The 26,249-nt window shown below is 70.0% G+C and carries 26 protein-coding genes and 1 pseudogene; 16 read left to right on the forward strand and 11 right to left on the reverse strand.

All coding sequences use genetic code 11. The features are described from left to right. The first annotated feature begins 75 nt into the window (after positions 1–75). Positions 76–489, forward strand: coding sequence for a MerC domain-containing protein (locus ARC20_RS05805; protein ID WP_057645731.1), 414 nt, complete (start codon positions 76–78; stop codon positions 487–489). 111 nt (positions 490–600) lie between these two features. Continuing rightward, positions 601–783 (forward strand): 30S ribosomal protein THX, encoded by a 183-nt coding sequence (locus ARC20_RS05810; protein ID WP_057645735.1) that lies wholly within the window; start codon positions 601–603, stop codon positions 781–783. A gap of 67 nt (positions 784–850) precedes the next feature. On the opposite strand, the gene ARC20_RS05815 is transcribed toward ARC20_RS05810, so the two are convergent. Genes ARC20_RS05815 through ARC20_RS05830 form a run of 4 tightly spaced genes read right to left on the reverse strand, consistent with a single transcriptional unit; the run spans position 851 to position 5,495 of the window. After that, positions 851–2,140 (reverse strand): chloride channel protein, encoded by a 1,290-nt coding sequence (locus ARC20_RS05815; protein ID WP_237642511.1) that lies wholly within the window; start codon positions 2,138–2,140, stop codon positions 851–853. Positions 2,141–2,183: 43 nt separating this feature from the next. Beyond that, complete coding sequence (locus tag ARC20_RS05820; RefSeq protein WP_057645743.1) at positions 2,184–3,443, reverse strand: alkaline phosphatase family protein; 1,260 nt, start codon at positions 3,441–3,443, stop codon at positions 2,184–2,186. A 58-nt stretch (positions 3,444–3,501) separates the two neighbouring features. Further along, positions 3,502–4,026: a methylated-DNA--[protein]-cysteine S-methyltransferase gene (locus ARC20_RS05825; protein ID WP_057645746.1), complete on the reverse strand. Its 525-nt coding sequence runs from the start codon at positions 4,024–4,026 to the stop codon at positions 3,502–3,504. Further along, positions 4,023–5,495, reverse strand: coding sequence for a DNA-3-methyladenine glycosylase 2 (locus ARC20_RS05830; protein ID WP_057645749.1), 1,473 nt, complete (start codon positions 5,493–5,495; stop codon positions 4,023–4,025). The genes ARC20_RS05825 and ARC20_RS05830 overlap by 4 nt, the downstream gene beginning before the upstream one ends. 171 nt (positions 5,496–5,666) lie before the next feature. Here ARC20_RS05830 and ARC20_RS05835 point away from each other — a divergent pair. The 5 genes and pseudogenes from ARC20_RS05835 to ubiM form a co-directional block, all read left to right on the forward strand. Then, positions 5,667–6,743: pseudogene (locus ARC20_RS05835) on the forward strand (COG3904 family protein); the annotation flags it as partial. Between the two features lie 98 nt (positions 6,744–6,841). Further along, positions 6,842–7,081 (forward strand): hypothetical protein, encoded by a 240-nt coding sequence (locus tag ARC20_RS05840; RefSeq protein WP_057645751.1) that lies wholly within the window; start codon positions 6,842–6,844, stop codon positions 7,079–7,081. A gap of 75 nt (positions 7,082–7,156) precedes the next feature. Next, complete coding sequence (locus ARC20_RS05845) at positions 7,157–7,690, forward strand: DUF4019 domain-containing protein (RefSeq protein WP_057645753.1); 534 nt, start codon at positions 7,157–7,159, stop codon at positions 7,688–7,690. Between the two features lie 13 nt (positions 7,691–7,703). Beyond that, positions 7,704–8,105, forward strand: a complete 402-nt coding sequence (locus ARC20_RS05850) for an MAPEG family protein (RefSeq protein ID WP_057645755.1) — start codon at positions 7,704–7,706, stop codon at positions 8,103–8,105. A gap of 65 nt (positions 8,106–8,170) precedes the next feature. After that, positions 8,171–9,379, forward strand: a complete 1,209-nt coding sequence (gene ubiM / locus ARC20_RS05855) for a 5-demethoxyubiquinol-8 5-hydroxylase UbiM (RefSeq protein WP_057645756.1) — start codon at positions 8,171–8,173, stop codon at positions 9,377–9,379. Between the two features lie 6 nt (positions 9,380–9,385). On the opposite strand, the gene ARC20_RS05860 is transcribed toward ubiM, so the two are convergent. From ARC20_RS05860 to ARC20_RS05870, 3 genes are read right to left on the reverse strand one after another with little or no spacing between them, the layout of a single operon-like run. Further along, positions 9,386–9,604, reverse strand: a complete 219-nt coding sequence (locus ARC20_RS05860) for an RNA-binding S4 domain-containing protein (protein WP_057645758.1) — start codon at positions 9,602–9,604, stop codon at positions 9,386–9,388. A 33-nt stretch (positions 9,605–9,637) separates the two neighbouring features. After that, positions 9,638–10,297, reverse strand: coding sequence for a serine/threonine protein kinase (locus ARC20_RS05865; RefSeq protein ID WP_146165854.1), 660 nt, complete (start codon positions 10,295–10,297; stop codon positions 9,638–9,640). A gap of 11 nt (positions 10,298–10,308) precedes the next feature. Next, positions 10,309–10,746 carry an RNA polymerase sigma factor gene (locus ARC20_RS05870; RefSeq protein ID WP_425478505.1) on the reverse strand — a complete coding sequence of 146 codons (438 nt, stop codon included), beginning with the start codon at positions 10,744–10,746 and terminating at the stop codon, positions 10,309–10,311. Between the two features lie 264 nt (positions 10,747–11,010). Between ARC20_RS05870 and ARC20_RS05875 the strand changes: the two genes are divergently transcribed. From ARC20_RS05875 to ARC20_RS05885, 3 genes are all read left to right on the forward strand, one after another. Further along, entirely contained in the window at positions 11,011–12,960 is a 1,950-nt protein-coding gene (locus ARC20_RS05875) for a DEAD/DEAH box helicase (protein WP_057645762.1), read from the forward strand. A gap of 52 nt (positions 12,961–13,012) precedes the next feature. Next, complete coding sequence (locus tag ARC20_RS05880) at positions 13,013–13,750, forward strand: pseudouridine synthase (protein ID WP_057645764.1); 738 nt, start codon at positions 13,013–13,015, stop codon at positions 13,748–13,750. A gap of 88 nt (positions 13,751–13,838) precedes the next feature. Beyond that, positions 13,839–14,927, forward strand: coding sequence for a GGDEF domain-containing protein (locus ARC20_RS05885; protein ID WP_057645767.1), 1,089 nt, complete (start codon positions 13,839–13,841; stop codon positions 14,925–14,927). A gap of 13 nt (positions 14,928–14,940) precedes the next feature. On the opposite strand, the gene ARC20_RS05890 is transcribed toward ARC20_RS05885, so the two are convergent. The 3 genes from ARC20_RS05890 to ARC20_RS05900 form a co-directional block, all read right to left on the reverse strand. Then, positions 14,941–15,876, reverse strand: coding sequence for a DMT family transporter (locus tag ARC20_RS05890; protein ID WP_057645768.1), 936 nt, complete (start codon positions 15,874–15,876; stop codon positions 14,941–14,943). Positions 15,877–15,947: 71 nt separating this feature from the next. After that, positions 15,948–16,775 (reverse strand): DUF72 domain-containing protein, encoded by an 828-nt coding sequence (locus ARC20_RS05895; protein ID WP_057645770.1) that lies wholly within the window; start codon positions 16,773–16,775, stop codon positions 15,948–15,950. Positions 16,776–16,842: 67 nt separating this feature from the next. Beyond that, complete coding sequence (locus tag ARC20_RS05900) at positions 16,843–17,271, reverse strand: VOC family protein (RefSeq protein WP_057645772.1); 429 nt, start codon at positions 17,269–17,271, stop codon at positions 16,843–16,845. A gap of 100 nt (positions 17,272–17,371) precedes the next feature. Between ARC20_RS05900 and rraA the strand changes: the two genes are divergently transcribed. Together rraA and ARC20_RS05910 are read left to right on the forward strand one after the other, a co-directional pair. Further along, positions 17,372–17,869, forward strand: a complete 498-nt coding sequence (rraA, locus tag ARC20_RS05905; RefSeq protein ID WP_057645774.1) for a ribonuclease E activity regulator RraA — start codon at positions 17,372–17,374, stop codon at positions 17,867–17,869. Between the two features lie 50 nt (positions 17,870–17,919). Further along, positions 17,920–19,455, forward strand: a complete 1,536-nt coding sequence (locus ARC20_RS05910; protein WP_057645790.1) for a serine hydrolase — start codon at positions 17,920–17,922, stop codon at positions 19,453–19,455. Positions 19,456–20,009: 554 nt separating this feature from the next. On the opposite strand, the gene ARC20_RS05915 is transcribed toward ARC20_RS05910, so the two are convergent. Continuing rightward, positions 20,010–20,429 carry a hypothetical protein gene (locus tag ARC20_RS05915; RefSeq protein WP_057645776.1) on the reverse strand — a complete coding sequence of 140 codons (420 nt, stop codon included), beginning with the start codon at positions 20,427–20,429 and terminating at the stop codon, positions 20,010–20,012. A gap of 165 nt (positions 20,430–20,594) precedes the next feature. On the opposite strand from ARC20_RS05915, the gene sufT reads away from it, so the two are divergent. The 4 genes from sufT to ARC20_RS05935 form a co-directional block, all read left to right on the forward strand. After that, positions 20,595–21,146, forward strand: coding sequence for a putative Fe-S cluster assembly protein SufT (gene sufT, locus ARC20_RS05920; RefSeq protein WP_057645778.1), 552 nt, complete (start codon positions 20,595–20,597; stop codon positions 21,144–21,146). Positions 21,147–21,226: 80 nt separating this feature from the next. After that, positions 21,227–22,333, forward strand: a complete 1,107-nt coding sequence (locus tag ARC20_RS05925) for a branched-chain amino acid aminotransferase (protein ID WP_057645781.1) — start codon at positions 21,227–21,229, stop codon at positions 22,331–22,333. 527 nt (positions 22,334–22,860) lie between these two features. Then, positions 22,861–24,600, forward strand: coding sequence for a S8 family peptidase (locus tag ARC20_RS05930; protein WP_057645783.1), 1,740 nt, complete (start codon positions 22,861–22,863; stop codon positions 24,598–24,600). A 261-nt stretch (positions 24,601–24,861) separates the two neighbouring features. Then, on the forward strand, positions 24,862–26,249 hold a 1,388-nt coding region (locus ARC20_RS05935; protein ID WP_057645785.1), incomplete at its 3' end, for a S8 family peptidase.

Here is a 26,249-nt window from a genome sequence, read left to right on the forward strand (position 1 = left end):
AGCGGGGGGAGGGGAGGAGCGGCTTGCGGAAATGTTATATTATTCCAGTCCCCGCTGCGTACCCTGCTGGAAGTCATGGCGCGACCCTCTCCCCTGCGAGCTTTCCTCGACCGCTTCGGCGCCGGCGGTTCGCTGCTGTGCGCGATCCACTGCGCCGTGCTGCCGATGGTGCTGGCGCTGGCCCCTTCGCTGGGCCTGTCGGTCTGGATGGGCGATGGTGTCGAGCGCGCGGTCGTGGTGTTCGTGACGATGCTCGGCCTGTTCAGCCTGGTGCTGGGTTATCGCCGCCATCGCGCCTGGCGTGCGCTCGGCCTGCTGCTGCCCGGCCTGACCCTGCTGTGGACCGGCCTGCTCTACGACCCGCTGCACCATTCGCTGGTGCCGCACGCAGTGGTGATGACGCTCGGCGGCACGCTGGTGGGCATCGCGCACCTGGTGAACCTGCGCCTCACCCACGGGCATGTTCACGATGCGAGCTGCGCGCACTGAGGGGCGTCGTGGTAGGCTTGCCGGCCTCGCGCGAGGGCCGCTGGGCGGCACCGCGCCGGATCCGTGCCTGACGCACGGGCATCACGCAATCACATTCAGGAGTTGACGATCATGGGTAAGGGTGACCGCAAGACCGCCAAGGGCAAGCGCTACAACGCCAGCTACGGCAATTCGCGCCGTCATGGCGTGAGCAAGGTGGCCGTGGGCGCTGCCGCGCCGGTCGCCAAGAAGACCGTGGCCAAGACTGCGGCGAAGAAGGCCGTGGCCAAGAAGACGGTCGCGAAGGCCGGCTGATCCAGCCCGCTTCGGCGATGAAGAACGCGGCGCTTGCGCCGCGTTTTTTTATGCCCGCGTGGCCCGTTCAGGGCGCGGCGGGTTTCACCAGCAGGTCGGCCAGGCCGCGGTAGATCGGCACCCGGCACACCAGCCCGGACATCGCCCGGGCGAACAGCACGGTGGCCAGGATCGGCAGCAGCAGGTCGCCGCTGTCGGTGAGTTCCAGCGAGATCACCGCCGAGGTGAGCGGCGCCTGCGTCACGCCGGTGAGATAGGCGCACATGCCCAGCAGCACGAAGGTGCGCGGGTCCACGCCAGGCATCAGCGCGGCGAGGTTGTGGCCGATGCCCGCGCCGACCGCCAGCGCCGGCGAGAACAAGCCGCCGGGAATGCCCGCCACGTACGACACCAGGTTGGCGAATAGCTTCATGACGCCGAATTCGTGGCCCACGCCCGGGTGGCCCTGCACCAGCCCGCGCGCCTGCTCGTAGCCGGTGCCGAACGCGCCGGCGCCGAACAGGCTGGCCAGGCCGACCAGCGCCAGGCCGCACAACACCGCCAGCATGACCGGATGCCGTTGCCGCAGCTGCCCAAGCCAGCGTGGCTTGCCGGCGGCCGTCGCCAGCACCATGCGGCTGAAAATGCCACCGGCCAGGCCGCCGACCACCGCGCACAGCGGAATCGCCAGCCATGCCTGCCCAAGTGGCAGGCCTGCCGGCACCTTGCCGAAATACGTGTAGTTGCCGAGCAGGCCGAGCGAGACCACGCCGCCGACGATCACCGCGGTCAGCAGCGTGCCGGAGAAACGATGCTCGAAGCGCCCGCTCAATTCCTCGATCGCGAACACCACGCCGGCCAGCGGCGTGTTGAACGCCGCCGCGATACCGGCCGCGCCGCCGGCGAGCAGGAAGTGGCCCAGTTCGCGCGGGTCGTTGAAGCCGAAGCGGCGACCGATGACGTACATCAGGCTGGCGCCGACGTGCACGGTCGGCCCTTCGCGGCCCACCGAAGCGCCGCCGAGCAGCGAGAGCGTGGTGAGCAGCAGCTTGCCGGCGGACACGCGCAGCGAAAGATTGCGCTGGCGGAATTCCTCGTCAGGCGTGTCGAGCGCGGCGATCACCTGCGGAATACCGCTGCCGCGCGTGGGTCGCAGCACGCCGTGCGTTGCCCAGGCGAGCAGGCCGAACACGCCGGGCGTGAGCAGCCACACCGACCACGGCGCGAGCGCCGCGCAACGCTGGAAGAGCGCAAAAGCCGCATCGCTGGCCTTGGCGAACACGATCGCCACCAGCGCCACGGCGACCGCGCCGCCCCACAGGGCCAAGCGTCGTCGCCAGCCTTCGCCGGACAACAAGGGGTGGGTGGAATCCCGCATCAGCGCCATGATGCCATGGCGCCGCGAAGCGTCCTTTCACCCATCACGGTGCGGCGGCCGGTGCGCGCAGCGCCGGTTGCAGCGTGCGCGGATCGCCGTCGTTTGGCGCGGCGGTGATGCCGAGCAGATGCGCGAGCAGCGGATACACATCGACGTTGTCGAACGGCGGCAGCGTCACGCCGCGCGCGAAACTCGGGCCATGCGCGATGAACACCGCGCGCATCGACGGCAGTGCCGGGTCGTAGCCGTGCGAGCCGCGGACATGGCCGGCATGGCGCGCGTCGACCTCGTCGGCGGGCAGGGCATCCCAGCCTTCGTGCATCTGGCAGATGATCGGCGGCACGCGCGGATGCGTGCCGTAATGCCAGCGCGCCGGCAGTTCGCCGCGGCGCCAGCAGTCGTAATCGGCATGCGCGCCGAGCAGGCGCTTCTCGGCGGCCTGTTCCTGGCCCGGCAACGGCGCGATGCCGACCGACTGCCCGATCGACACCACCTTCGCTTCCGACATCGGCACCATGTCCTCCACCGCCAGCACCTGCCGCGGCGGCACGGTGGCCATGCCGTGGTCGGAAACGATGACGATGTCGGTGTGGTCCAGCCGATGGTCGCGCTTCAAGCGGGCGACGAGCTCGCCGATCGCCGCGTCCACGCTGGTGATGGCTTGCCGGTACTCGGGCGATTGCGGGCCCTGGTCGTGCCCGGCCTTGTCCACCTGGTCGAAGTACAGCGTCACCAGCGACAGCGGCGGGCGGCGGTCTTCCAGCCAGTCGCCGACCTCGCGCGCGCGTTGCGGCGGCGGCACGTGCGCGTCGTACTGTTTCCAGTGCGTCGGCCGCACGCCGCCGATGGCCGCCTCGCTGCCCGGCCACGACCACGTCGCCGCATGCAGCCCGGCCTTCTCCGCGCCCACCCAGATCGGCTCGCCGCCCCACCAGCGGCTGTCGCCTACCGCTTCGATCTTGCTGACCTTGAAGCCGCCCAGTTCGGTGTCGTCCATGCTGTTGTGGACGATGCCGTGATGGTCCGGGCGCAGGCCGGTGACCAGCGTGTAGTGGTTCGGGAACGTCAGCGCGGGGTAGGAGGGATTCATCCACTGCGCGCGCACGCCCTGCGCGGCCAGCGCCGAGAGGTGGGGCGTGATGCCCCAGTCCAGCGCGTCGGCGCGCAAGCCATCGATGGAAACCAGCAGCAACTGCGGCCGCGCGGCGGCGGCAGTCGGCGTGGGAGACGGGGCGGGCGAGGTGGAGCAGGCGGCCAGCAGCAGCGCCAGCAGCGCCGTGGGGGCGAGGGAGAGGCGGGTCATCGGGTCATTCTAGGCCCGTACGATGACCCGCCGGCGACACAATCTGGCGGTTCGCCCCTCAATGCGCGAACAGAACGGCTTCCTGCATCGTGGCCACCGCGCGGGCGCCTTCCAGGCGCAGCAGCGCCAGCTTGGTCGGCAGGCCGCCGCCGAAACCCGTGAGCGAGCCGTCCGCGCCGATCACGCGATGACAGGGCAGCACGATCGGCAGCGGGTTGCGCCCGTTGGCCGCGCCGACCGCGCGCATCGCGGTGGGTTTGCCGACGCGCGCGGCGAGCTGCGCATACGTCCACGTATCGCCGAAGGGAATCTGTGCCAGCGTGTGCCACACCTCGCATTGGAACGCGGTGCCCTGCGGCTGCAGCGGCAGGTCGAAATCGACGCGGCGGCCGGCGAGGTAATCCAGCAGCTGCGTGCGGGCTTCGGCCACCAGCGCATCGTCCGGGGCGTGCTGCCAGTGCTCGCGGCCGCGCGCGTCGTGGCGGTTCTCGGCGAACAGGATGTGGCGCACGCCGCGTGCGTCGGCGGCGACGGTGAGCGGGCCGATGGGGCTGTCGAAGCGGTCGTAATGGAGCGGGGTCATGCGGCTTCCTCCTTCTTCATGTCGTCGGCCAGGTGCCACAGCAGCAGCACTGCGTAGCCACGCCAGGGACGCCACGCTTGCGAGCGCGCCTCGGTCTGGCGTTCGGTGAGCCGGCCCGGCGCACCGAGCACCTGTTGCAGGATCAGGTCGCCGGCCGGGAACGCATCGGGCAGGCCGAGCGCGCGCATGGCGATGTAGTGCGCGGTCCAGCGTCCGATGCCGGGCAGGGCGGTGCATTGCGCGACGAAGTCGTCCAGGCGCTGGCCGGCGCCGAAATGCACGCGGCCGTCCAGCGTGGCGGTGGCGAGGGCGCGCAGCGTGGCGGCGCGGCTGCGCGGCAGGCCCAGGGTTTCCAGCGGCGCGTCGAAGAGCTGTTGCGGCGTGGGGAACACGCGGTCCAGCCCGGCGGGCATGCCTTCGCGGTGGCCGCCATGGCGTTCGACCAGGCGCGCGGCGAGCGTCGTGGCGCCGGCCACGCTGACCTGCTGGCCGAGGATGGCGCGCACCGCCGTCTCGAAGCCGTCCCAACCCCCCGGCACGCGCAGGCCGGGCCGGCGCGCGATGGCGGTGGCCAGCAGCGGTTCGTGCGAAAGCGTGTCGTGCACGGCCTGCAGGTCGGCATCCAGGTCGAACAGCCGGCGCACGCGGCGCACGATGTCGGGAATCGCGCGCGGGTCGGTCTGGCCGATGCGCAGCAGCAGCTCCGGGCGCTGCGGCGCGGCCTGCACGTGGACCAGCGTGGAGGCGTCCGGCGGACCGACCACGCGGGTGTAGCCGTGGTCGTCGATGCGCTCCAGGCCGGGAATCGCGCGACGGCGCAGGAAGCCGAGCATCGTGGCGACATCCAGCGGCGGTCGATAACCCAGGCGCAGTACCAGTTCGCCACCGGCCACTTCCTCGCGTTGCCGGCGCAGCGCGGTGGGCGGCATGCCGCAACCTTCCAGGAACGCGGCGTTAAAGCGGCGCAGGCTGTTGAAGCCGGCCGCGAGCGCGACCTGCGTCACCGGCAGCGCGGTTTCGGTGAGCAGCTGCTTGGCCAGCAGCAGGCGGCGCGTCGAGTGCACCTGCGCCGGCGTGGCGCCGAGCTGCTGCAGGAAGCGCCGCTGCAGCTGGCGCGCGCCCAGGCCCACGTGTTCGGCCAGCGCTTCCACGCTTTCTTCCTGCAGCGTGCCTTCGCCGATCAACGCGAGCGCGCGCTGCACGGCCTCGTCGCCGGCCGGGCGCTGCGCCTGCGGCGAGAGCTCCGGGCGGCAGCGCAGGCACGGGCGATAGCCGGCCGCGCTCGCCGCCGCCGCGCTGGCGTAGTAGGTGACGTTGCGCGGCTTCGGCGCCGGCGCCGGGCACACCGGCCGGCAATAGATGCCGGTGCTGCGCACGGCGGTGAAGAAGACACCATCGAAACGCGCGTCGCGGGCGAGGCGGGCGCGTTCGCAGGCTTCGGTATCCGGCAGGGGCGAGTGCGATGACATGGGCGCAGTCTAGACCCCGGGGACGGGCGGGACTGGCCGTTTTCGGACAGGTATGCGGAAGGCGCGGGCAGGCGGGGTCGGCCGGGTTGGGCGCCGATTCATCCGCGGGGTCGGAACGCGCGCCGCTTGCGCCTAGACTGAAGGCCTTCCCACGCCGCACACCGCATCGCCATGCCCGAGCTGTCCTGGTCGCTCGCCTGTTGCCTGTTGTTGTCCGCCTGTGGCGGCCAACCGCCCGGGACGACCAGCGCCGACAGCACCCCAGGTGGCCTGCAGCGCTCGGCCAACGATGGCGACCATCTCGTCTCCATCGACAGCGCCGAAGCCGCCGCCGCCGCGCCGGTACCGGCGCGCCCGGTGCGCGAGGATCCGAACGCGCCATGGGCCGATGCCCAGCTCGGGTTGGGCCGGGCGCTCATCAGCTGCGCCACCGATTACACCGCCGAAGCCGGCGACGGCACGCCGCTGCCCGCGCTCGACCGCGACAGCGTGCGCACCGCGCTGTGGCCGTGCCGCGACACCGGGCTGCTGCGCGTGCGCTACGAGGGCAAGATCGACGCCGGCTTCGCCGAACTGGCGTGGCGGCTGGCGGCCGTGGCCGACGAGCTCGACCTGCACCGGCGCATCCTCGACCTGGATTCCAGCGGCGGCCAGGTGGAAGCGGCGATCCGCGCTGGCGATGCCATCGGCGAAGCGAACTGGACGATCTGGGTGCGCGAAGGTTCGATCTGCCACAGCGCTTGCGTATTCGTGCTCGCCGCCGGCGACAACCGGTTGATCGCCGGCAAGGTCGGCATCCACCGCATGATGCGCATCAGCTCCAAGGCCACTTCGCGCGCGGAACTCAACCGCGAACTGCACGAGGTCTACGGCAACGTGAAGGATTACCTGGAGCGCAACGGCGTGGCCGTGGCCGCCGCCGACCTCATGATGACCGTGCCCAACCGCGGCCTGCGCCTGCTCACGCCCGAAGAACTGAAGGAGTACGGCCTGGACGGCACCAACGCCGTGCAGGACGACCTGGAGCGCATCCGCCAGATGCGCAAGTGCGGCGATGACTTCGTGCGCCGCAAGGACGCCTTCCTCGTCGCGTTCGACCAGGCGTGCAAGCCGGTCGGCGCGGACCTGGAGGCGGTGAACGCCTGCGGCCAGTCGCTCAAGCAGCGCTATGGCTTCCCGGACGAGCGCTGCCCGGAAGAGAGCCCGCTGGCCGAAAACGACGCCGCCGCGCTGGTGCCGCCCGCCCCGCGACCGGACGCCACCGCCCGGCTCTGAGCGGCTCCGAGCGGCTTCACGCCGGCCGCACCGGCGGCGCCGGATAGTCCTCGCACGACGAGGAGGGCGTCATGCTGGGAAAGACCCGCGGCATCATCTTTGCCTACCTGCCACCCGTGCTGTGGGTCGCCGGCGGTTTCCTGCTGGCCGAGTTGCTGCGCTGGGCCGCGGTCGGCATGTCCTGGCACTGGCTGGCGACGCTGGCCACCTGGTTGAGCCTGCTCGTGTTGCTGGCCGCTACGGCGCGCGCGTTCTGGGTGAGCTGGCGGCTGTGGCGCAACCGCACGGTGCCCTCGGTGGCCGGTGAATAATCGTGAATGCCGATGCCCGAGTGCTGTCGTAGACTCCTTCGCGCCAATCGCGGCGACCTCAGGGAACGAACCGCCATGCGTCATGCCTCCGTTGTGATGTGCCTGTTCCTGGCCGCCGCGCCGCTCACGTCGCTGGCCCAGCAGACGGCCACGCCGCGTCCCGCTACTCCCGCGCCGCGCCCGGCACCGGCCGCCCAGCCGGGCCAGCCCGCGCTCACCCCCGCGCAGCAGGCCGAACTGGCCAAGCAGAACGCGGAGATGATCCAGGCCGCGCAGAAGGTGCTGCAGATGGTCGATGCCGGCCAGCTGCCGCAGCTGTGGGACGGCGCCTCGGTGGTCGCCAAGCGCGCGGTGACGCGCGAGAACTTCGCCAACCAGATCGGCGCGCAGCGCAAGCGCCTGGGCGCGGTGGCCGGCCGCGGCCAGGCCGCGGTGACGCGCGTGCGCTACAACGCCGGCGCCTCGGTGCCCGAAGGCCTGTACGTCAACGTCAGCTTCCCGACCCGCTTCGCCAATGCGCCGCAGCCGGTGCGCGAGCTGGTGTCCTTCCGCCTGGACGAAGACAAGGTGTGGCGCCTGGCCGGCTACAGCCTGCCCGACGCCAAGTAAACCGGAGCGCGAGATGAGCATCGAAATCCGCATGCTGGCCTGGGCCGTGGTGCTGGGCATCGTCCAGCTGCTGCTGGCCTCGGCGACGATGACCGCCCAGCGCGGCACGAAGTGGAATGCCAGTGCCCGCGACGGCACGCCCGCGCCGCTCACAGGCGTGGCCGCGCGGCTGGAACGCGCGTTCCACAACTTCCTGGAAACCTTCGCGTTCTTCGCCGCCGCCGTGCTCGCGGTGGTACTCGCGCAGCGTGCCGATGCGCATACCGCGCTCGGTGCGCAGCTGTATTTCTGGGCGCGCGTGGTCTACATCCCGCTGTATGCCGCCGGCATCCCGTACATCCGCAGCCTGGTGTGGCTGGTGTCGATGGCCGGCATCGTGATGGTGCTGTGGCCTTTGCTGGCCGGCGCGGGTTGATCCGGATCAACGGCGCGTTACGCGCGCCGGACTAGACTGCGGCCATTCCAAGCTACGGAGTGGCCATGCAGCAGGTGGATATCGCCATTGTCGGCGCGGGCCCGGTCGGGCTGTCGTTCGCGCGTTCGCTGGCCGGCAGCGGGCTGTCGCTGGCGTTGATCGAACAGCAGCCGCGCCAGTCCCTCGCCGAGCCGGCCTTCGACGGCCGCGAGATCGCGCTGACCCATGCCTCGCGCCAGCTGCTGGAGCAACTCGGCCTGTGGGCGCGCTTCGCCCCGGAAGACATCGCGCCGCTGAAGCAGGCCAAGGTGATGAACGGCGGCTCGCCGTTCGCGCTGGATTTCGCCCCGCCGAGCGATGGCGGCGAGCTGGGCTGGCTGGTGCCGAACCAGCGCATCCGCGAGGCCGCGTGGGACGCGGTGGCCGGGCAGGCCGGCCTGCGCCTGGTCGATGGCGCCAGCGTCACCGGCCTGCATCGCGAAGGGGCGATCACCCACCTGGCGCTGGGCGGCGGCGAGCCGACGGTATCCGCGCGGCTGGTGGTGGCTGCCGACAGCCGGTTCTCCGCGGTGCGTCGCCTGCTCGGCATCGGCGCGCGCACTCGCGACTTCGGCAAGACCATGCTGGTGTGCCGGATGTCGCACGAATTCCCGCACCACGGCGCGGCGTGGGAGTGGTTCGGCCACGGCCGCACGATGGCGCTGCTGCCGCTGCAGGGAAACCGGGCCGGCGCGGTGCTGACACTGGCGCCGGCGCGCGTGGCCGAACTGCTGGCGATGGACGAGGACGATTTCGGCGCGGCGGTGAGCGAATGCTTCGAATACCGCCTGGGCCACATGCGCCAGGAAGGTAGCCGGCATGCGTATCCGCTGGTGGGCGTGTATGCCGACCGGTTCTGCGCACCGGGCGCGGCATTGATCGGCGATGCGGCCGTGGGCATGCATCCGGTGACCGCGCATGGCTTCAACTTCGGCCTGCAGGGGCAGGCGTGGTTGGCGCGCGGGATTCTCGAAGCGGTGTCGGCGGGGCGGGATTTCGCCGCCGCGCCGGTGCTTTCGGCCTACGATCGCGCGCATCGACGTGCGACGCGGCCGCTGTACGAAGCGACCCATGCCATCGCCGGCCTGTATACCGACGACCGCCTGCCGGCGCGGCTGCTACGCGATGCGGCCTTGCGCGTCGCCTCGAAGGTGGCGCCGTTCCGGCAGGCGATTGCCGCGCACCTGACCCAGCGCGAGCGCGGGTCGGGGTTCTCGCGGTTCTCGCCGCGGTAGGCGCGCCTACAGCGCCACCACGCGGATCTCGACATCCTCGATCCTCACCACCTGCCCGGCGCGGATCTTCGCCGTCTTGCGCAGTTCCACCTCGCCATCCACCGTCACCGCGCCGCTGGCCACGATCGCCTTGCCCATGCCGCCGCTGTCGGCCAGCCCGGCCAGCTTCAGCAGCTGGTTGAGTTCGACGTGTTCGCGGTCCAGTTCGAATTCGAGGATCTGCATGGCGGTTCGCAAGAAGAAGGCAGGGTGCGGATTCTATGCGTCCTCGAACGCCTGCAGCTCATCGGCCAGCGCCTGCGCCCGGCGCAGCCCGGTCCCGGTGATGCTGGCCTCCATGCGCCGCGCCAGTTCCGGGCGCACCGGGTTGCGCGCCCAGCGGTAGAACAGCCAGGTCGCCAGCAGGCCCGCCACGCCGATGGCCAGGCTCCACCAGACCCACGCCGGGGTCACCGTCGCGCCGGCATGGCGCGGGTCCAGCCCGGCCACGGTGATCACCACCGGCAGCCACATCACCCACCACGGCCAGCCCACCGCGATGCCCGCGGCGATGTAGAAGCGCCGCATCACCGCCAGCCGCTTCTGGATCGCCATCACCGGCGCGGACCAGTCCAGGCTGCCGATCAGCCCGCTCATGATGCCGCCGGCCGCCGCGGTCGCCGCGCCGAAGGCGTGCACCAGCACGCCGGCGATGAAGTAGCCGCCCGGCGCCGGGTTGCGGGTCCAGCACGCCACGCCCAGCAGAATCAGCGCGATGCCGAACGCCACCTGCAGCATCTGCCCCCAGAACAGCGGGCGCAGGCTGGAGCGCATGCGGTCGCGCTTGCGCTCGCGCAGCAGTTCCAGCTGCAGCGACTGCTGCTTTTCCATGCGCTGGCCCAGCTGCTGCCAGGCGAGTTTGAGTTCGTCGAGTTCCATGGTCGTGTCCTTCACAGTTCCTGTCGGATGCGTTGCTTGAGCCGGCTGATCTTGGTGGCCGCGTTGGCTTCGCTGATGCCGAGCACCTCGCCGATCTCGCGATGGCTGTGGTCCTCCAGGTAAAGCAGCATCAGCGCGCGGTCGAGCGGGGGCAGGGCGTGGATGAAGCGGTACAGCAGCTCGACCTGCTGGCCGGCCTCGGGGTCGTGCGCGAGCGGGTCGGCGATGTCGTGGCGTTCGGCGTCCCAGGCCTCGTGGTGGCGCAGCTCGCGGCTGTGGCCGCGCACCCAGGTGATCGCCACGTTCAGCGCGATGCGGTACATCCAGGTCGTCACCGGGCGCGCCCGGTCGTAGGACGGCCATGCGCGCCAGAGCTGGGCGGCGATCTCCTGGCCGAGGTCCTCGCGGTCCGGCGCCTCCCAGGCGTAGGTGCCCACCACCTTGGCCAGCAGGCCGCGGTGGCGCTGCAGCAGGGCGGCGAAGGCCTCGCGCCCGGCGTCGGGGCGGGAAGCGGCTTTTCCGGGGGCGGTAGCGGTGGAATCGGCCATCGGGAGCGGGGTCCGGGTCATGTCACCAGATGATTCGCCGGCGGCCGCCAATCCTTACACCTGAACGGGAGCCCGGGCGACTTTTCGACAGCAGGCCCGCCAGGGCGCACAATATGCCCCCTTTGCGCCCGCCCGTTCGCGGCGGTGCCGCCTCCGGAGTCCCCCATGTCAGAAGAATCCCCCGCGCCGCTGCTGTTCGCAGATCTCGGCCTCTCGAACGCCGTGATGCAGGCAGTGGCCGAGGTTGGCTACGAGTCGCCTTCGCCGATCCAGGCCGCCACCATCCCGGCGATGCTGTCCGGCCGTGACGTGCTCGGCCAGGCCCAGACCGGTACCGGCAAGACCGCGGCCTTCGCGCTGCCGGTGCTGTCCAACGCCGATCTCTCGCAGACCAAGCCGCAGGCCCTGGTGCTGGCGCCGACCCGCGAGCTGGCCATCCAGGTCGCCGAGGCGTTCCAGCGCTATGCCGCCGCCATCCCCGGCTTCCGCGTGCTGCCGGTGTACGGCGGCCAGCCCTACGGCCAGCAGCTGGCCGCGCTCAAGCGCGGCGTGCATGTCGTGGTCGGCACCCCGGGCCGCGTGATCGACCACCTCGACCGCGGCACCCTGGACCTGTCCGAGCTCAAGACGCTGGTGCTGGACGAAGCCGATGAAATGCTGCGCATGGGCTTCATCGACGACGTCGAGGCGGTGCTGAAGAAGCTGCCCGAGTCGCGCCAGGTGGCGCTGTTCTCGGCCACCATGCCGCCGCAGATCCGCCGCATCGCGCAGACCTACCTGCACGAGCCGGCCGAAGTCACCATCGCGGCCAAGACCACCACCTCGGCCAACATCCGCCAGCGCTACTGGTGGGTGAGCGGGCTGCACAAGCTCGATGCGCTGACCCGCATCCTCGAGGTCGAGCCGTTCGACGGCATGATCATCTTCGCCCGCACCAAGGCCGGCACCGAGGAACTGGCGCAGAAGCTGCAGGCCCGCGGCCTGGCCGCCGCCGCCATCAACGGCGACATGCAGCAGGCCCAGCGCGAGCGCACCATCGGCCAGCTCAAGGAAGGCAAGCTCGACATCCTCGTGGCCACCGACGTGGCCGCGCGCGGCCTGGACGTGGAGCGCATCAGCCACGTGCTGAACTACGACATCCCGTACGACACCGAAAGCTACGTCCACCGCATCGGCCGCACCGGCCGCGCCGGCCGCAGCGGCGAGGCGATCCTGTTCGTCACCCCGCGCGAGAAGGGCATGCTGCGCGCGATCGAGCGCGCCACCCGCCAGCCGATCGAAGAGATGCAGCTGCCGAGCGTGCAGGCCGTCAACGACACCCGCGTGGCCAAGTTCCTCGGCCGCATCGGCGACGCGCTGGGCGAGGGCGACATCGAGTTCTACCGCGAGCTGCTGCAGCGCTACGAAGGCGAGCAGAACGTGCCGGCGATCGACATCGCCGCCGCGCTGGCCAAGCTGCTGCAGGGCGACAGCCCGTTCCTGCTGGCCGCGTCGGCCCGCCCGGAACGCGCCGCCCCGCGTGAAGGCAATGGCCGTTTCGAGCGCGGCGAGCGTCCGGAACGTGGCGAGCGTCCGCGCTTCGAGCCGCGTTTCGAGCGTGCCCCGCGCCATGAAGACGGCGAGCGTGCACCGCGCTTCAACGACGCCGAGGAGCGCATGGCCCGTGGGCCGCGTGCCCAGGAAGGCGAAGAGCGTCCGCGCCGCAAGGACATCGCCCCGCGTGGCGAGCCCGAGTTCGGCATGGAGACCTACCGCATCGAGGTGGGCCACCAGCACGGCGTGAAGCCGGCCAACATCGTCGGCGCCATCGCCAACGAGGCGGGCCTGGAAAGCCGCTACATCGGCCGCATCGACATCCATGACGACTACTCGGTGCTCGACCTGCCGGCCGACATGCCGCGCGAACTGCTGCAGCACCTGAAGAAGGTCTGGGTGTCCGGCCAGCAGCTCCAGATGCGCAAGGTGGAAGGCGACGAGGCCTCCGCGCCGAAGGCATTCAAGCCGAAGTTCGCCCGCAAGGACGGACCGGGCCCGCGCAAGAACGGCCCGAACAAGGGCTTCGACAAGCCGCATGGCAAGCCGCCGCACAAGCCCAAGGGTCCGCGCAGCTTCTGATCCCGTCCCCCGAACCCCGGCTCCGGCCGGGGTTCCGCCATCCCACGCCGCCATGACCGACGCGCCGACCACTACCCGCCTCAACAAGCACATCGCCGAGACCGGCTTCTGTTCCCGCCGCGAGGCCGACCGCCTGATCGGCGAGCGCCGCGTCACCGTCAACGGCATCGTGGCCGGCACCGGTGCGGTCGTGGGCGAGGGCGATACCGTGCTGGTCGACGGCCAGCCGCTGCGCACCCGCAGCGCGAAGAAGCCCGGCGCGCGCCGGCATGTCTATATCGCGCTGAACAAGCCGGTCGGCATCACCTGCACCACCGAAAGTTCGGTGAAGGGCAACATCGTCGAGTTCGTCGGCCACGAGCAGCGCATCTTCCCCGTCGGCCGCCTGGACAAGGATTCGGAAGGCCTGATCCTGCTGACCAGCAACGGCGATATCGTCAACGAGATCCTGCGCGCCGAGAACCGCCACCAGAAGGAATACCTGGTGGCCGTGAACCAGCCGGTCACCGACGAGTTCCTGCGCGGCATGGCCCGCGGCGTGCGCATCCACGGCGAGCAGACCCTGCCGTGCAAGACCTCGCGCATCGCCAAGTTCGGCTTCCGCATCACCCTGGAGCAGGGCTTGAACCGGCAGATCCGCCTGATGGCCGCCGCCTTCGGCTACCGGGTCACCCAGCTGCGCCGCGTGCGCATCGACAACATCAAGATCGGAGCGCTCAAGCCGGGCCAATGGCGCAACCTCACCGACCAGGAACTGCGGGGCCTGTTGCCGCAGCGCAGCGAGTTCTGACAAGCGTCGCGGTTCAATGACCGTACGCTGACGTTTGTGCCCGCGCTTGTGCATACTCTGGTCGCAAGCAGCGGGGAGAGCGTGGCGGATGATCAGACCGGAAAAACCCAAGGACGAAGCGGCGCGCCTGGAGGCGCTGAGGCGGTACCAGATCCTGGATACCCCACCGGAACAGGCCTTCGATGACCTGGTGGAGATCGCGACCACGATCTGCGGCACCCAGATGGGCGCGGTCACGCTGATCGACGAGGACCGGCAGTGGTTCAAGGCCCGCAAGGGCATGGGCGCCACCGAAACGCCGCGTGAGTTCGCCTTCTGCGCGCACGCCATCCTCACCCCGAACCAGCTGTTCACCGTCGAGAACGCGGAAGCCGATGCGCGCTTCCTCGGCAATCCGTACGTCACCGGCAACCCGCATGTGCGTTTCTACGCCGGTGCGCCGCTGCTGGGCAGCGAAGGCGAGGCGTTGGGCACGCTGTGCGTGTTCGACGACACGCCGGCCATCCTCAACGACGAGCAGCGTCATGCGCTGGAAGCGCTGTCCCGCCAGGCGTCGCACCTGATGGAGCTGCGTCGCGTCGCCCATGCGCTGGACAAGCAGCTGCGCGAACGTGACTGGTACGAGGAGCAGTTGGCGCAGTATTCCGAGTCGCTGGAAACGTTGAACGCCGACCTCACCGAGCAGACCCGCACCGACGTGCTCACCGGCCTGCCCAACCGGCGCGCCTTCGCGGTGGCGCTGGCCGCCGAGCTGGCGCGCGAGGATGGCGGCGGGTTGCCGCTGTCGGTGGCGATCATCGACATCGACCACTTCAAGACCATCAACGACCTGCACGGCCACGACCAGGGCGACGAAGTGCTGGTGGCGCTGGCCGGGCTCCTGCGCGCGCACATCGCCGGGCGCGGGATGATCGCGCGCCTGGGCGGCGAGGAGTTCGTGATGCTGCTGCCGGGTGCACCCACGGAGCCGGCGCGCCTGCAGTGCGAGTTCCTGCGCCAGGAGATCGCGCTGCTGCCCATCAACCTGCCGGTGACGGTGAGCATCGGCGTGGCCCAGCTGCAGGCGGGCGAGAGCCCGGACCAGTGCCTCAAGCGTGCCGACCAGGCGCTGTACCAGGCCAAGCGCGACGGCCGCGACCGCGTGGTGGTATCGGAGATCGTCCCGGCCTACGCCTGAGCGGCCGCGCCGCTCAGTCCACCACCGATTTCTCCTCGGCGGTGCCGAGCAGCTCGGGATGCCGCACCGGCCCGCGCCGGCGCTGCAGCAGCGGGTGCACGAACACCGCCGCCAGGATGATCGCCACGCCCAGGTAGAACTGCGGGCTCAGCTCGCGTTGCTCGCCCAGCAGCAGCGCCGCCAGCACGATGGCGTAGACCGGCTCCAGGTTGGTGATCAGCTGCACGCTGTAGGCGCTGAGCTTTCGCAGCGCCACCAGTGCCAGCGCGAACGGCAGCAGCGTGCAGGCCAGCGCCAGGAGCAGCAGCAGGAAGGTGTCGCGCAGGTTCGGCACCACCCACGAGGTGTCGCCCAGCACCGGCAGCACGAACGGCAGCAGCGGTGCCAGCGCGGTCAGCACCAGCGTGCCGGCGCCGAGTTCGACGGCGGTGACGGTGAGCGGATCGGCGTGGTCGACCAGCCGCTTGTTGAACGAGCCGAACACCGCCACCAGCAACGCCGAGGCGGCGCCAACCGCCACGCCCGCGCGCATGCCGTCCGGCACGCCGCCGGCGACCAGCGCCACGCCGGGCAAAACCGCCAAGCCGAACAGCAGTTCGCGCCACTGGAACGGCCGCCGCGCCACCCAGGGCTCGACGATGGACGTGAAGGCCGGCGCCAGCGCGATGCAGGTGGCGGCCACCGAAGCGTTGGCCAGCTTGATCGCCCCGTAGAACGTGAGCCAATGCAGCGCGACCAGCGCGCCGACGCCGGCATAGGCCAGCAGCAGGCGCGGGGAAAGCGCGCGCAGCCCGCGCCAGACGCGCGGCAGCAGGGCCAGCGCGATCACCACGAACAGCATGCGCCACCACACCAAAGGCAGGGCGGGGAGCGAGATCAGCTTGCCGAGGATGGCGGTGACGCCCCACAGCAGGACGCAGAAATGGATTTGCAGCAGCGCCTTGCGCATGGAGCGGGGGAGGTGGGGGCGGGTCGCTATTGTCGACGGTTTCGGGGGCCCTTTGCAGGCGCGGTTGTCGCCTATCCCGCCAGTGCCCGCATTAACGCCATCGCCGCGGCCGGGTTGCGTTCCTTCGCCGCGCTGATGAAGAACAGGTACACCTCGCGCGGCTTGCCCTTCGGCAGCGGGTCGGCCACATGCGGCAGCTCGGCCACGTCCTCGCCACGACGCCAGGCCTGCACGCGCTGGGCCCACTGCGCCATCGCCGGCGCCGGGTAGCCCTGGGTCAGGCGTGCCTGGCTGCGCATCAGCCGCGCGTAGACGAAGTCCGCGCCGAGGTCGGCGAAGGAGGGGTAATCCTCCGAATCGGTGAACACCGTGGCCACGTTGTGCTGGCGCACCAGCGCCATCAGCTCGGCATCCACGAACGCCGGGTCGCGGATCTCCACCACATGGCGCAGCTTCCGGCCTTGCGCCTGCTTGGGCAGCAGCTCCAGGAACGCGGCGAAGTCCTCGCGTTCCATCTTCTTGCCATCGGCGAACTGCCACACCAGCGGGCCGAGTGCGCGGCCGAGTTCGACGATGCCCTCCACGAAGCCTTCCACCTGGCCGCGCGTGCCGGCGAGCTTGCGCGACTGGGTGATGCGCTTGGGCGCCTTGGCGGAGAACACGAAGCCTTCCGGTACCTCGTCGCGCCACTTGGCGTAGGTCGCCGGCTTCTGCTCGCCGTAATACGTGCCGTTGATCTCGATGGCGGTGAGCTGGCGGCTTGCGTATTCGAGCTCGCGCCGCTGCACCAGGCCTTCGGGATAGAACATGCCGCCGCGCCAGGGCGCGAACACCCAGCCGCCGATGCCGACGTGGATGCCGTCGAGCGCGGGCGCGGGGGCGGAGAACAGGTCGGTCATGGCACGGGCCGGCGGGAACGGGCGGACAGTGTGCCAGCGCCGGCGTGCACGCTCACGCCACCTTCGGTCATGTCTCCCGCCACGGGTCGTAATCGCCGAACCACCACAGGTGGCCTTCCAGGTCGCGGCAGGCATAGCCGCGGCCGCCATAGCCCTGGTCGGCCAGCGGGATGACCACCCGTGCCCCGGCCGCCACGGCGCCGGCATGGTGGTCGTCGGCGTCGGCGACGATCACGCAGGCGCTCTGCGTCTCGCGGCCGCCGACCTCGTCGGGCTGCACGATCAGCTTGCCCCACTCGCTGATCCCGTCCACCGAGCCGAGCATCACCATGCCGTTGCCGTACACCAGCTGGGCATGCATCACGATGCCCTCGTGCTCGTACACGGCGTGGCGTTCAAACCCGAAGGCCCGGCACAGCCAGTCGATGGCGGCATGGGCGTCGCGGTAGCGCAGGCAGGGAATGAGCGTGGCGCGGGTATCGGCGGGCGCGGACATGGCCGGCTCCTCGGGCGGGGACGACGGGCTAATACAAAAGGACGGGGGCGAGACTGGCCGGGCGCGCGTTACCATCGCGCGAAACCCCGGAGGAAGCGAGATGAACGCGCCGGCTGCCTGGACCACCCCCGACCTGTGCGACCAGCACCCGGACGTACTCGTCGCCGAGCCGCTGTTCCGCCACTTCGGCGGGCAGGCGCGGTTCTCAGGCGCGATCGTCACGGTGCGCTGCTTCGAGGACAACTCGCGGGTGCGCGAGCTGGCCGCCACGCCGGGGCAGGGGCGGGTGATGGTGGTCGATGGCCAGGGCTCGCTGCGGCATGCGCTGCTGGGCGACCAGATCGCCGCCCATGCAGTGGCCAACGGCTGGTCCGGCCTGCTGATCCACGGCGGCGTGCGCGACGTGGAGATCCTCGCCACCCTGTCGCTGGGCGTGCTCGCGCTGGGCGCCTGCCCGCGCAAGACCGAGAAGCGGGGGCTGGGTGATATCGACGTGGCGGTGAACTTCGCCGGCGTGGCCTTCGTGCCTGGCCACTGGCTGTACGCGGACGGCAATGGCGTGCTGGTGGCGCCACGGCCGCTGGCTTCAATTTCCTGAAACAGGCTCATGGGAGAACGCGGTTGAACAAGTGGTTCTGGGGAGGCGTGATGTTGCTCGCAGCAGTGGAAACGCAGGCGCAGGCAATGCCGGCGCAGTTGCAGGATTTCGACGCCCGGGTGGAGCGGGTGCGCGAACAGTTCGATATCCCCGGCATCGCCGTGGCCATCGTCAAGGATGGGCAGGTGGTGCTGGCGCGCGGCTATGGCGTGCGCGAGCAGGGCAAGCCGGGCGCGGTGGATGCGCGCACGCAGTTCGCCATCGCGTCCAACACCAAGGCCTTCACGGCGGCGTCGCTGTCGATCCTGGCCGACGAAGGCAAGCTCAATCTCGACGACCGGGTGGTGGACCACCTGCCGTCGTTCCGCATGTCCGACCCGTATGTCACCGGCGAGATGCGCATCCGCGACCTGCTGGCGCATCGCAGCGGCCTGAGCCTGGGCGCGGGCGACCTGCTGTACTGGCCGGCGACGACGTACAGCACCGACGAGGTGGTGGCACGGCTGGCGAAGGTGCCGTTGAAGGGCGGTTTCCGTGATCGCTACGCCTACGACAACATCCTCTACGCGGTGGCGCAGCAGGTGATCGAGCAGGTGTCCGGGCAGTCGTATGCGGATTTCCTGCGCAAGCGCATCTTCGAGCCGGTCGGGATGCGCGGCGCGCGCTTCAATGCCGACCACCTGCAGCCGGGCGACATGCCGGCGACGGGCCACGCGAAGTACGACTTCACCCAGTTGCGGCCGGTGGCGCCGTTGACCTGGGCCAACAACTCCGGCGCCGGCGGCATTTACGCCAGCGTGGAGGACATGGCGAAGTGGATGAACGTGCAGCTGGCGGGTGGACGTTTGCCGGATGGCAAGCCGCTTTTCAGCGAGGCACGGCAGCAGGAGATGTGGTCGGTGATCACGCCGGTGCCGATTCCCGAGCCTTCGGTGCCGGAGCTGGCGGTGGCAAAGCCGGAGTTCGCCGGTTACGGCGAGGGCTGGAGCCTGAGTTCGTATCGCGGGCAGCGGCTCGTGTGGCACACGGGTGGGTGGCCGGGCATGGTGTCGCGGCTGACGTTGCTGCCTTCGCAGAAGCTGGGCGTGGTGGTGTTGACGAACCAGGAAGTCGGCGCGGCATTCAACGCGATCACGTTGCAGGTGCTCGATGCGTACCTGCAGGCGCCGGCCACGGACTGGACGGCGGCCTACGCGGCGGCGGTGGCCAAGGCGCAGGGCAAGGCGGACGAGAGCTGGGCCAGGCACGAGGCGGCGCGCGACAAGTCTTCGCGGCCTTCGCTGGGGCTCGAGCGTTATGCGGGCACCTATGCCGACCCGTGGTACGGGGAGGTAGTGGTGTTCGAGGAAGGCGGGAAGCTGCATGTGCGGTTCTCGCGGACGCCGCAGCTGGTGGGCACGCTGTCGCCGTGGCAGCACGATACGTTCCTCGTGCGGTGGGCGGATCGGTCGCTCAATGCGGACGCGTTTTTGACCTTCGCTTTGACGCCGGATGGGAAGGTGCGGGAGGCGAGGATGGAGGCGGTGTCGCCTTTGACCGACTTCAGTTTTGATTTCCAGGATCTGGTGTTGGTGCCAGTGAAGTGAGGGATGGGTTTGGGTGGGGCGGCCGGTGGCCGCCCTTTTTGTTTTGTGTGTTGCGCGTTGTGTGTTTTGGCCTTCGATGTTGATCGGCTGCTTGTGGTTTGTTGCACGGCCTGCGGGGGCTGGGCCCTTTCGGGACACGCCGTGAACCCATCCCTGGGGGCTCGTCGGCGACATCCATGTCGCCAACGGTCCCGAAAGGGCCCAGCCCCCGCAGACCCTCAAAATCCCCACGACCGGACACCCACATCCAAAGCCGCACGCGGAAGAGCAAAGGCAAGATGGGAACTGAAGAATGAAAGAAGGTCAGGCGAGCATTTTGGCTTTGGCTTTGGCTTTTGCCTTTGCCTTTGCTCTTCCCCACCCACTCTCCGGTGTGACCCTATCGAAGTGGGAACACTGACGCGCCTAGCGCCGGCCTGCCGTATAGGGGCGTCAGCGGGCCATGGATGGCCCGCGTGCGGCGAGTCGAACAGGATGTTCGCCCGAGCCGTGACGAACCTATACGGCAGGGCGGTGCCCGTACCGTAAGGCGACACAGCCAACCGCAGCGATCGCTATCTCGCCACCACCCAAGCCACCACCAACCCAACGGCCCAACAAGCCAAGTCGAACCAACCGTTCGCCATCGAACTCAGCAACCACGCCAGCCGCGGCCCCATCCGCAGGCACGACGCCAGCACGTCGAGGCCCATCACGAATCCCATCTGCGCCGAGGCGATCGCCCACTGCGCGCTCAGGATCACCCCCAGCGTCGCCACCACCGCGATCACCGCCCGCGCCGTGCCCGGCCGGAACGTGCCCAGCCGCAACATGAACGCCGATTCGAGCGCCACCAGGATCGCCATCCAGCCCGCCTGCTGGCCCAGGCTCAGGGCCACCAGCAGCCAGGCGATCAGGGCGGTTGCGCATCCCAGCAGCAGGAGCAGGGGCCAGAGCCAGTGCGAAGTCCTGGCGGACGCGGTCTTGGGAGGCATCGAGAAATCCTGGGATCGGCCTACAGGATAAGGCCTGCGCCATCGCCCGCCAGCCCCTGTGCCACCCGCGCGACACGGCATTCCGGTACCCGCGCTGCGCCGGGATGGAAATAGACCCTAAAATGTACGACTTGCCCGCACCGGGCCCGCCCCCATCTGTTTCCCATGTATTCCCGTAGCAGCGAACCCGTCCAATTCGAACGCGACTGTGACGCCATCATGGTGCCGCAGGGCGATGCCGTGACCCTGCCCGCCGGCAGCTACGGCTACATCACCCAGGCGCTCGGCGGCAGTTACACCGTCTTCGTCGAGGGCAACCTGTTCCGCATCGCCGGCAAGGATGGCGACGCCATCGGCAAGGAACCGCCCCCGGGCCTGGAACTGCCCGCCGACGCCAGCGACGAGGAAGTCGAGGCCATGGTCTGGCAGCAGCTTCGCACCTGCTTCGACCCGGAAATCCCGTTCAACATCGTCGACCTGGGCCTGGTCTACGAAGTGGCGATGAAGCACCGCGAAGACGACAAGCGGCTGGTCGAGGTCAAGATGACCCTCACCGCGCCGGGCTGCGGCATGGGCGAAATCCTGGTCGACGACGTGCGCAGCAAGCTCGAGCTGATCCCCACCGTCTCCGAGGCGGACGTGGAGCTGGTTTTCGATCCGCCGTGGGGCCGGCATATGATGTCCGAAGCCGCCCGGCTCGAAACCGGGATGCTTTGAGGGTCCGCCGGCCGGTGGACCCTGGCGCCGCCCCCCGCCGGCGCGCCCCTGTCATCCGCTAAACCGCAAGGAATCCTCTGGTGTCCGCTTCCGCATCCCAGCCGTCCACGGCCTTCCGCGTCACCCCTTCTTCGTCGCCGCGCACCGCGCAGCAGCGCGAGGCCATCCTCGCCGCGCCGGGCTTCGGCAACCACTTCACCGACCACATGGTCGCGATCGAGTACGACAAGGAGCAGGGCTGGCACGGCGCCGAAGTACGTCCCTACGGCCCGCTGCAGCTCGACCCGGCCGCCGCGGTGCTGCACTACGGCCAGGAAATCTTCGAAGGCATCAAGGCCTACCGCCACGCCGACGGCTCGATCTGGACCTTCCGCCCCGAAGCCAACGGCAAGCGCCTGCAGCGTTCGGCCAACCGCCTGGCGATGCCGGAACTGCCGGTGGAGCTGTTCGTCGAATCGCTGCGCCAGCTGGTGGCCGTCGACCACGAGTGGGTGTCGGGCGTGGGCGAGAACAGCCTGTACTTCCGTCCCTTCATGATCGCCAACGAAGCCTTCCTCGGCGTGCGTGCCGCGCAGAAGGCGGCGTACTACGTGATCGCCAGCCCGGCGGGCCCGTACTTCGCCAAGGGCGTGGCGCCGGTGTCGATCTGGCTGTCCACCGACTACGCGCGCGCGGCCAAGGGCGGCACCGGTGCGGCCAAGTGCGGCGGCAACTACGCCGCCTCGCTGCTGCCGCAGCAGAAGGCCTATGCGCAGGGCTGCTCGCAGGTGTTGTTCCTGGACCCGGTCGAGGGCAAGTACATCGAAGAGCTGGGCGGCATGAACGTGTTCCTGGTCTACAAGAACGGCACGATCGTGACCCCGGCGCTGTCGGGCAGCATCCTGGAAGGCATCACCCGCGAGAGCATCCTGCAGTTGGCGCGCGACCGCGGCCTGAAGGTGGAGGAGCGCAAGATCTCCATCGACGAATGGAAGCAGGGCGTCACCTCGGGCGAGATCAGCGAAGTGTTCGCCTGCGGCACCGCCGCGGTGATCACCCCGATCGGCGAACTGAAGGGCGAAGGCTTCTCGGTGGGCGACCTCAACGCCCCGGCGGGCGAAGTGACCATGTCGCTGCGCAAGGAACTGACCGACATCCAGTACGGCCGCCTCCCGGACCGCCACAACTGGCTGGTAAAGCTGCGCTGAGAAGCGGGCCCAGAAAAGCAAAAAGCCCCGCGAAAGCGGGGCTTTTTGTTTCCCCTCTCCCAAAGGCGGGGGACATGCCTTTGACGTTCGATCAGAGGTGGAATTGCCGGAGGGCGATCGGGGGGCATGCGCGGGCGGGGGCGTGTGGCGACAGGAAGTCGCCTCACGAGCCCGAGGCCATGGATGGCTGCTTTCGGCGTCCCCCGCCCGCGCATGCCCCCCGGTCGCCGCGCGACCAAGCCAGTCGCTCTAAGCCGACCAACCCGAAGAATGTCCCCCGGCCTGTCCCATTCATGTCTCCACATGTCTGAACATTGACACCCCGCGTCACACAACGGAAAAGAAGTTACTCAGGAAACCGGTTCCGCCCATTTTGCCGAGTCTGGTCTTTCGCTAGGTTGCCAGCAGGGCGATCAGGGGCGCCCGGGCGCTCCGGCCGGTTCCGGATCCACGTTCCATGCTGCGTCCCCGGCCGGGGTCAATTGCCGCATTCCGCGGCTGTCGTAGACCTGGAAGGTAACCACCCAATGTCCAAGGACCAACTCCGCGTGCACCCGCGTGCCTGGATCGTATCGGGCTGTGCACTGACTTCCCTGCTCCTCGCGTTCCCCGCCTTCGCCGGCGACGTCTACCTGGACGGCCTGGCCTCCGCGCCGACCCACCAGCGCTTCATCGTCACCTATCGCGATGGCAGTACCGAACTGGCCAGCGCCAACGCGCTCGGCACCGCGCTGCGGTCGGCCGCCGCCTCGGTGCCGGCCAAGGGCGGCACCCTGCTGGGCCTGGCCTCCGTGCGCCGACTGGCCGTCGGCCCGCAGCTGGTCAAGGCCGACCGCCCGCTGGACCGCGCCGAAGCCGAAACCCTCATGCGACGCCTGGCCGCCGACCCGAACGTCGTCAGCGTCGAAGTCGACCAGCTGCTGCGCCCGACCCTCACCCCGAACGATCCGCGCCTGTCCGAACAGTGGGGCTTCGGCACCACCAGCGCCGGCATCAACGTGCGCCCGGCCTGGGACCAGTCCACCGGCACCGGCGTGGTCGTGGCGGTGATCGACACCGGCATCACCAACCATGCCGACCTCAACGCCAACATCCTGCCCGGCTACGACTTCATCAGCGACACCTTCGTCTCGCGCGACGGCGACGGCCGCGATTCCAACCCGGCCGACGAAGGCGACTGGAATCCCGTCGCCAACGAGTGCTACAGCGGCTCGCCGGTGAGCAACTCCAGCTGGCACGGCACCCACGTGGCCGGCACGATCGCCGCCGTCACCAACAACGCCGTCGGCGTGGCCGGCACCGCGTTCAATGCGAAGGTCGTGCCGGTGCGCGTGCTCGGCCGCTGCGGCGGCTACACCTCCGACATCGCCGACGCCATCGTGTGGGCCTCCGGCGGCACCGTCAGCGGCGTGCCGGCCAATGCCAACCCGGCCGAAGTGATCAACATGTCGCTCGGCGGCAGCGGCACCTGTTCGAGCACCTACCAGAACGCGATCAACGGCGCCGTCTCGCGCGGCACCACCGTGGTGGTGGCGGCCGGCAACTCGGCGGCGAACGTCTCCGGCTCGGTGCCGGCCAACTGCGCCAACGTGGTGGCGGTGGCGGCCATCACCTCGGCCGGCGCCAAGGCCAGCTTCTCCAACTACGGCACCGGCATCGACGTCTCCGCGCCGGGCCAGAGCATCCTCTCCACGCTCAACAGCGGCACCACCACGCCGGGCTCGGCCAGCTACGCCTCCTACAACGGCACCTCGATGGCCTCGCCGCACGTGGCCGGCGTGGTCGCGTTGATGCAGTCGGTGGCGCCCACCGCGCTGACGCCCGCCGCCGTGGAGGCGACGCTGAAGAGCACCGCCAGCCCGTTGCCGGGCGCGTGCAGTGGCGGCTGCGGCGCGGGCATCGTCAACGCGAATGCCGCGGTGACGGCGGCCAAGGGCGGCGGCGGTGGCGGCGGTGGTGGCACCACGCTGACCAGCGGCGTGCCGGTGAGCGGGTTGTCGGCCAGCACCGGCGCCTCGTTGAACTACGCCATCGCCGTGCCGGCGGGCCGCAGCACGCTGACGGTGAAGATCGCCGGCGGCAGTGGCGACGCCGACCTGTACGTGCGCTTCGGCAGCGCGCCGACCGACACCACCTACGCGTGCCGGCCGTACCTGAGTGGCAATACCGAGACCTGCACGATCAGCGCGCCGTCGACCGGGACGTACTACATCCGGGTCAAGGCGTACTCGACGTTCTCGGGCGTGACGCTGACGGCGACGTACTGACGCCTTGAAGCAGGCAGGCGGGGCCGCACGTCGCGGTCCCGCCTGTCGACGGGGACAGCGCCATCGAGAGCCGCGCGTGCCGCGCCGTGTCAATCGCAACCGGGCACGCATCGCGCGAAGTTTTCGCGACCTCACAGTTCGCGCGCCCCGTGCTGTTTTCGCGTGGCCGATGCCCGCGCCGCGCCCTACGTTCCTGCGACGCTTTCCTCCGCTCGCGCACGCGGTGCGCCGAAGGAAGCACTTCTTCGCAAGGACGTTGCCATGCCGTTGCCTTCCTTCTGTTCCCCCGGCCTGCTCCTCACCGGCCTGCTGGCCGTATCGCCCGCGTGGGCCGGCCAGGTGCACGTGGAGGCGCTGGTCGACGGCGTCCATGACCGCTTCATCGTCACCTACCGCGAGGGCGACGCGCAGGCGCGGATGCGCGGCGATGATCCGCTGCGCGCGGCCGCGAAGGCGCTGCCGGTCCGGCGGGGTCGCGCGCTGCAGCTCTCGCGGCTGCGCCGGCTCGCCTCGGGCCAGGACGTGGTGCAGGCCAGCCGTGCGCTGGATCGCGTCGAGGCGGAAACGCTCATGCGCCAACTCGCCGCCGACCCCGCGGTGCTGCGCGTGGAGGTCGACCAGCGCCTGCAGACGGAGGCGGTGCCGAGCGACCCGCTGCTGTCCCTGCAGTGGGCACTGGCGCCCGGCAGCGCCGGCATCAACGTGCAGCCGGCGTGGGACATGAGCGACGGCGCTGGCGTGGTCGTGGCCATCATCGACACCGGTGTGTATCCGCATCCGGACCTGGCGGCCAACCTGCTGCCCGGCTACGACTTCCTCAGCGATGCGACCTCCGCCGCCGACGGCGATGGCCGCGATGCCGATCCCACCGACGTCGGCGACTGGGCGCCGGCCGGCCTGTGCAGGCCCCATTCGCGGTCCACCTTTTCCTCCTGGCACGGCACGCAGGTGGCGGGCATCGCCGGCGCCAGCCACAACGGCGAGGGCGTGGCCGGGGTGGGGGTCCGCGCCCGGCTGCTTCCGTTGCGCGTGAGCGGCAAATGCGGCGCGTACATCTCCGACATCCTCGACGCGATCGACTGGGCCTCCGGCGGCAGCGTGTCGGGCGTGCCGGCCAATGCCTCGCCGGCGGAAGTCATCAACATGTCGATGGGGACGACCGGCCTGTGCTCGCCGAGCTTCCAGGCCGCCATCGACCGCGCGGTATCGCGCGGAACCGTGTTCGTGACCTCGGCCGGCAACGGCGCGCGCGATGCGCGCCATGAATATCCGGCCAACTGCCAGAACACGATCACCGTGGCGGCCAGCAAATACGACGGTGGGAAGGCATCGTTCTCCAACCATGGCCCCTCGGTCGACCTCACCGCGCCCGGCCAGGAAATCCTGACCACCCACGTCAACGGCCCCAACGAGCCCATCGAGCCGAACCAGCGCGCGGTGTTCGGCACCTCGATGGCGGCGCCCCACGTGGCGGGCGTGGTGGCGCTGATGCAGGCGGTCGCGCGGCATCCGCTCACGCCGGCGCGCATCGAAGCCATCCTCAAGGCGACGGCACGGCCGATGCCGGTGGCGTGTCCGGAGGGCTGCGGCGCGGGATTGCTGGATGCGGGCGCGGCAGTGGCCGCTGCGCGCGCGGAACCTGCGCCGCC

The organism is Stenotrophomonas panacihumi, assembly GCF_001431645.1.
GTDB lineage: Bacteria > Pseudomonadota > Gammaproteobacteria > Xanthomonadales > Xanthomonadaceae > Stenotrophomonas_A > Stenotrophomonas_A panacihumi.

Coding starts and splice junctions, on each gene's coding strand:
- ARC20_RS05805 (WP_057645731.1), top strand. CDS start 76: ATGGCGCGACCCTCTCCCCTGCGAGCTTTCCTCGACCGCTTCGGCGCC.
- ARC20_RS05810 (WP_057645735.1), top strand. CDS start 601: ATGGGTAAGGGTGACCGCAAGACCGCCAAGGGCAAGCGCTACAACGCC.
- ARC20_RS05815 (WP_237642511.1), bottom strand. CDS start 2,140: ATGCGGGATTCCACCCACCCCTTGTTGTCCGGCGAAGGCTGGCGACGA.
- ARC20_RS05820 (WP_057645743.1), bottom strand. CDS start 3,443: ATGACCCGCCTCTCCCTCGCCCCCACGGCGCTGCTGGCGCTGCTGCTG.
- ARC20_RS05825 (WP_057645746.1), bottom strand. CDS start 4,026: ATGACCCCGCTCCATTACGACCGCTTCGACAGCCCCATCGGCCCGCTC.
- ARC20_RS05830 (WP_057645749.1), bottom strand. CDS start 5,495: ATGTCATCGCACTCGCCCCTGCCGGATACCGAAGCCTGCGAACGCGCC.
- ARC20_RS05840 (WP_057645751.1), top strand. CDS start 6,842: ATGCTGGGAAAGACCCGCGGCATCATCTTTGCCTACCTGCCACCCGTG.
- ARC20_RS05845 (WP_057645753.1), top strand. CDS start 7,157: ATGCGTCATGCCTCCGTTGTGATGTGCCTGTTCCTGGCCGCCGCGCCG.
- ARC20_RS05850 (WP_057645755.1), top strand. CDS start 7,704: ATGAGCATCGAAATCCGCATGCTGGCCTGGGCCGTGGTGCTGGGCATC.
- ubiM (WP_057645756.1), top strand. CDS start 8,171: ATGCAGCAGGTGGATATCGCCATTGTCGGCGCGGGCCCGGTCGGGCTG.
- ARC20_RS05860 (WP_057645758.1), bottom strand. CDS start 9,604: ATGCAGATCCTCGAATTCGAACTGGACCGCGAACACGTCGAACTCAAC.
- ARC20_RS05865 (WP_146165854.1), bottom strand. CDS start 10,297: ATGGAACTCGACGAACTCAAACTCGCCTGGCAGCAGCTGGGCCAGCGC.
- ARC20_RS05875 (WP_057645762.1), top strand. CDS start 11,011: ATGTCAGAAGAATCCCCCGCGCCGCTGCTGTTCGCAGATCTCGGCCTC.
- ARC20_RS05880 (WP_057645764.1), top strand. CDS start 13,013: ATGACCGACGCGCCGACCACTACCCGCCTCAACAAGCACATCGCCGAG.
- ARC20_RS05885 (WP_057645767.1), top strand. CDS start 13,839: ATGATCAGACCGGAAAAACCCAAGGACGAAGCGGCGCGCCTGGAGGCG.
- ARC20_RS05890 (WP_057645768.1), bottom strand. CDS start 15,876: ATGCGCAAGGCGCTGCTGCAAATCCATTTCTGCGTCCTGCTGTGGGGC.
- ARC20_RS05895 (WP_057645770.1), bottom strand. CDS start 16,775: ATGACCGACCTGTTCTCCGCCCCCGCGCCCGCGCTCGACGGCATCCAC.
- ARC20_RS05900 (WP_057645772.1), bottom strand. CDS start 17,271: ATGTCCGCGCCCGCCGATACCCGCGCCACGCTCATTCCCTGCCTGCGC.
- rraA (WP_057645774.1), top strand. CDS start 17,372: ATGAACGCGCCGGCTGCCTGGACCACCCCCGACCTGTGCGACCAGCAC.
- ARC20_RS05910 (WP_057645790.1), top strand. CDS start 17,920: ATGTTGCTCGCAGCAGTGGAAACGCAGGCGCAGGCAATGCCGGCGCAG.
- ARC20_RS05915 (WP_057645776.1), bottom strand. CDS start 20,429: ATGCCTCCCAAGACCGCGTCCGCCAGGACTTCGCACTGGCTCTGGCCC.
- sufT (WP_057645778.1), top strand. CDS start 20,595: ATGTATTCCCGTAGCAGCGAACCCGTCCAATTCGAACGCGACTGTGAC.
- ARC20_RS05930 (WP_057645783.1), top strand. CDS start 22,861: ATGTCCAAGGACCAACTCCGCGTGCACCCGCGTGCCTGGATCGTATCG.